The sequence below is a fragment of the Microbacterium sp. 18062 genome (assembly GCF_902706225.1).
Classification (GTDB): domain Bacteria; phylum Actinomycetota; class Actinomycetes; order Actinomycetales; family Microbacteriaceae; genus Microbacterium.
In genome coordinates, this window is record NZ_CACSKB010000318.1 from 1 (window position 1) to 458 (window position 458).

Sequence of the window (458 nt, forward strand, 5' to 3'; positions counted from 1 at the left end):
CATCCACTTTGCCCTGCATTTCGATCAGATCTTCTTTGGACACGGAACTCCTTCGTTGGGAATGAAAAAACGGTCAGGCGGCCGCGCCCTGCAGCGCGATCTCGCGGCCCTGGTCCAGGGCATAGCGCTCGGCCAGCACGTCGCTGTCGAAGCGGGGAAGGAAGCGGAAGATGCGGTCGTGCATGCCTCTGCGGACGGAAACGGAAGCGGCGTAATGGCCCGTCTCGGTGCGCCGGGTGAGCGGCGTCACGAGAAAACGGCCCACCGCGAAAGCGGTCGGTGCGTGCATATCGGAAACAAAGTGACAACGGCGTGCCGTGGCACGCGCGAACAACAGGACGCCGGGAGAGCCCCGGGTGCGGCCGGCGGTGCGGCGGCGCGGAGCGCAAAGGTGGCGAACGGGTCGCCGGAGGGCAGCGCGGGCCGGGAGTCCGGAAACGGAGCGCGCTGGAGGAGGG

Annotated in this window: 1 protein-coding gene; it reads right to left on the reverse strand. The window is 67.5% G+C overall.

Features of this window, described 5'->3' with window-relative positions; translation table 11 throughout:
- Window positions 1-73 precede the first annotated feature (73 nt).
- Window positions 74-289 (reverse strand): hypothetical protein, encoded by a 216-nt coding sequence (locus tag GVL03_RS20000; protein ID WP_159502644.1) that lies wholly within the window; start codon window positions 287-289, stop codon window positions 74-76.
- Window positions 290-458 lie beyond the last annotated feature (169 nt).

Excerpts from the sequence above, each read along its gene's own strand:
- GVL03_RS20000 (WP_159502644.1), bottom strand. The coding sequence starts at position 289 with ATGCACGCACCGACCGCTTTCGCGGTGGGCCGTTTTCTCGTGACGCCG.